The sequence below is a fragment of the Stenotrophomonas pictorum JCM 9942 genome, from assembly GCF_001310775.1.
Lineage (GTDB): Bacteria > Pseudomonadota > Gammaproteobacteria > Xanthomonadales > Xanthomonadaceae > Stenotrophomonas > Stenotrophomonas pictorum.
Genome location: NZ_BAZI01000362.1, coordinates 1 through 2,640, shown reverse-complemented (window position 1 = coordinate 2,640; position 2,640 = coordinate 1). Strand labels below are relative to the sequence as shown.

Here is a 2,640-nt window from a genome sequence, read left to right as displayed (position 1 = left end):
GACGGGCTTCCATCGTCCCCTCGCTCCGCTCGGCTGACGCCTCCGGCCCGGCTTCCAGCTTCGGGCCTGCGCGCTTCGCTTGCCGTGCGGTCGGCGTGTGGGATGGCCGTTGCCTTGTCCAGCCGTCTCCCCTGACCTCATCACCTTCACCGCGACTGTAGCCCGCGCCCGTGTGCCGTCAAGGCGCGCAGGGCCGTGTCCTCGCTGCGCTGCGGGCCGCACCAACCCTGCGCTTGCCTCCTTGACGGCACCCGTTCGCGCGCTCCTGACCGTCGCGGGCGATGAACTCAGGAAAGACGGTGGCAACAGGGCCAACCGGGTTCCTCGTGCCGACCGCACCGAACAGCCGAAAGGCTGGGCTTCCGAATCTAGGAATCCGGTGTGCGGTGAACAGCAACCCCTTTTTTCTTTGTCAGGAGAAATGCCATGCAACTCGCATCCCGCTTCGCTTCCCGTTCACCGGTGCTGCGTTCGGAACGTCCCTTGTCCGACGACCAAATCCGGGCCGTGGCCCCGTCCATCTTTGCGGAGGCACCGCACGAAAGCCGCTCCGAGCGGTACAGCTACATCCCCACCGCGACCGTACTGCAAGAACTGCGCGGGGAAGGCTTCGAGCCTTTCATGGTGACGCAAACCCGCGTGCGCCACGACGACCGTCGCGACTACACCAAGCACATGATCCGGCTGCGCCACGCCAGCCAGATCAACGGCCGCGAGGCCAACGAAATCATCCTGCTGAACTCCCATGACGGCACCAGCAGCTATCAGATGCTGGCCGGAATGTTTCGTTTCGTCTGCAGCAATGGCCTTGTCTGCGGCGACACCGTGGCGGACGTGCGCGTGCCCCACAAGGGCGACGTAGCCGGGCACGTCATCGAAGGCGCTTACGAAGTCCTGCACGGTTTCGACCGGGCGCAGGAATCCCGCGATGCCATGCGCGCCATCACGCTCGACGCCGGGGAATCGGAAGTGTTCGCCCGCGCTGCGCTGGCGTTGAAGTACGACGAGGACAGGCCCGCGCCCATCACGGAATCGCAAATCCTGATGCCGCGCCGCCATGACGACGACCGCCGCGACCTGTGGAGCGTGTTCAACCGCACGCAGGAGAACTTGACCAAAGGCGGCCTGTCCGCCCGCGCCGCGAATGGCCGCCGCCAGACCACCCGGCCCGTGCAGGGCATTGACCAAAGCGTGCGCCTGAACCGCGCCCTGTGGCTGCTGGCCGATGGCCTGCGCCAGTTGAAAGCCTGAATCCCCACGCGGCAGGGGCAGGCAGCAGCCCTTGCCGCTTTTCTCGCTGCTGCATCCCAACCGCTAGGAGAAATCACCATGAACGCCATACTCAAAACCGAAGCCGTCGCCATCGAAGCCGCCGCACCGCTGGAAGTGGCCGACCCGACCAAGAACCTGATCTTGGTTCCCCTCTCGCAGTTGCTGCCGCGCCGCTCCAAGCGCAACGTCCGCACGACCCCGCGCCAGTCCATCCCCGAACTGGCCGCGAGCATTGCCCGCATCGGCTTGCTGCAAAACCTGATCGTCATCCTCGCCGCCGATGGCGAGCAATACGAAGTCGTCGCAGGCGACCGCCGCCTGACCGCCTTGAAGCTGCTGGCAAAGAAGAAGCGCATCCCCGCCGACTACGAAGTGCCGTGCCTGCTGGTGCCCGATGCTTCGGCCCGTACCGTCAGCCTCGCGGAGAACGTGCAGCGCGAGAACATGCACCCCGCCGACCAGTTCGCGGCCTTCGCCGCGCTGGTCAAGGAAGGCCGACCCATCGAGGACATTGCCGCCGACTTCGGCGTGTCCCCGCTGGTGGTGCAGCGCCGCTTGAAGCTGGCGAACGTCTCGCCGCGCCTGATGGCCGACTACCGGGCCGGTGGCGTGACGCTGGAACAGTTGATGGCCTTGACCATCACCGACGACCACGCCGCGCAGGAAGCCGCGTTCTATGGTGCGCCGGAATGGCAGCGCAGCCCGTCCAAGCTGCGCGAGCGCCTGACCGAGCGCGAAATCGACGCCGCGCATGCGCTGGTGCGCTTCGTCGGGCTGGACACCTACCGGCAGGCAGGCGGCGGCATCCGCCGCGACCTGTTCGCCGAAGGCGATGCCGGAACCTACCTCACCGATACCGGAGTGCTGGAAGCGCTGGTGCGCGACAAGCTGGAAACGCTGGCAGAAGACGTGCGCGCCGAGGGCTGGGCATGGGTGGAGGCCGTGCCGCATCTTGCCTACGAGGAACGGCAGGCGTTCCAGAACGCCCCGCGCCATCGCCGCGAGCCGACGACCCGCGAGGCCCGCCGCATCGCGTCGCTGGAAACCCGCCTCGAAAAGATCGACGCCGAACTGGAAGATGCCTGCGACGCCGAGGACGAGGCCAAGGCCGAGAAGCTGGAACAGCGGCGCGATCAGGTGATCGGGGAACTGCAAGACGCGGAGGACGCCTTGCAAGGCTATGCGCCCGAGGTGCGCGACGTGGCCGGTGCCATCGTCACCATCGACCGCAACGGCGAGGCCGCCATTCATCGCGGCCTGCTGCGCGAGGCCGAGGCCAAGGCGCTGCGCACGCTCGACAAGCTGCGGCGCGGTTTCGGCGGCACCGAAGGCGAAGCCGCCAACGACGAGCGCGAGGACGACGACGCG

2 protein-coding genes are annotated in these 2,640 nt (G+C 67.1%); both read left to right on the top strand.

The window, feature by feature from the left end; translation table 11 throughout:
* Nucleotides 1–426 precede the first annotated feature (426 nt).
* Nucleotides 427–1,251, top strand: coding sequence for a DUF932 domain-containing protein (locus JCM9942_RS13715; RefSeq protein WP_016448847.1), 825 nt, complete (start codon nt 427–429; stop codon nt 1,249–1,251).
* Between the two features lie 78 nt (nt 1,252–1,329).
* The coding region (locus JCM9942_RS13710; protein ID WP_172675122.1) for a ParB/RepB/Spo0J family partition protein at nt 1,330–2,640 on the top strand (1,311 nt) is incomplete at its 3' end.

Bases quoted from the DNA above. Each gene is read 5' to 3' on its own strand.
- JCM9942_RS13715 (WP_016448847.1), top strand. From the start codon at position 427: ATGCAACTCGCATCCCGCTTCGCTTCCCGTTCACCGGTGCTGCGTTCG.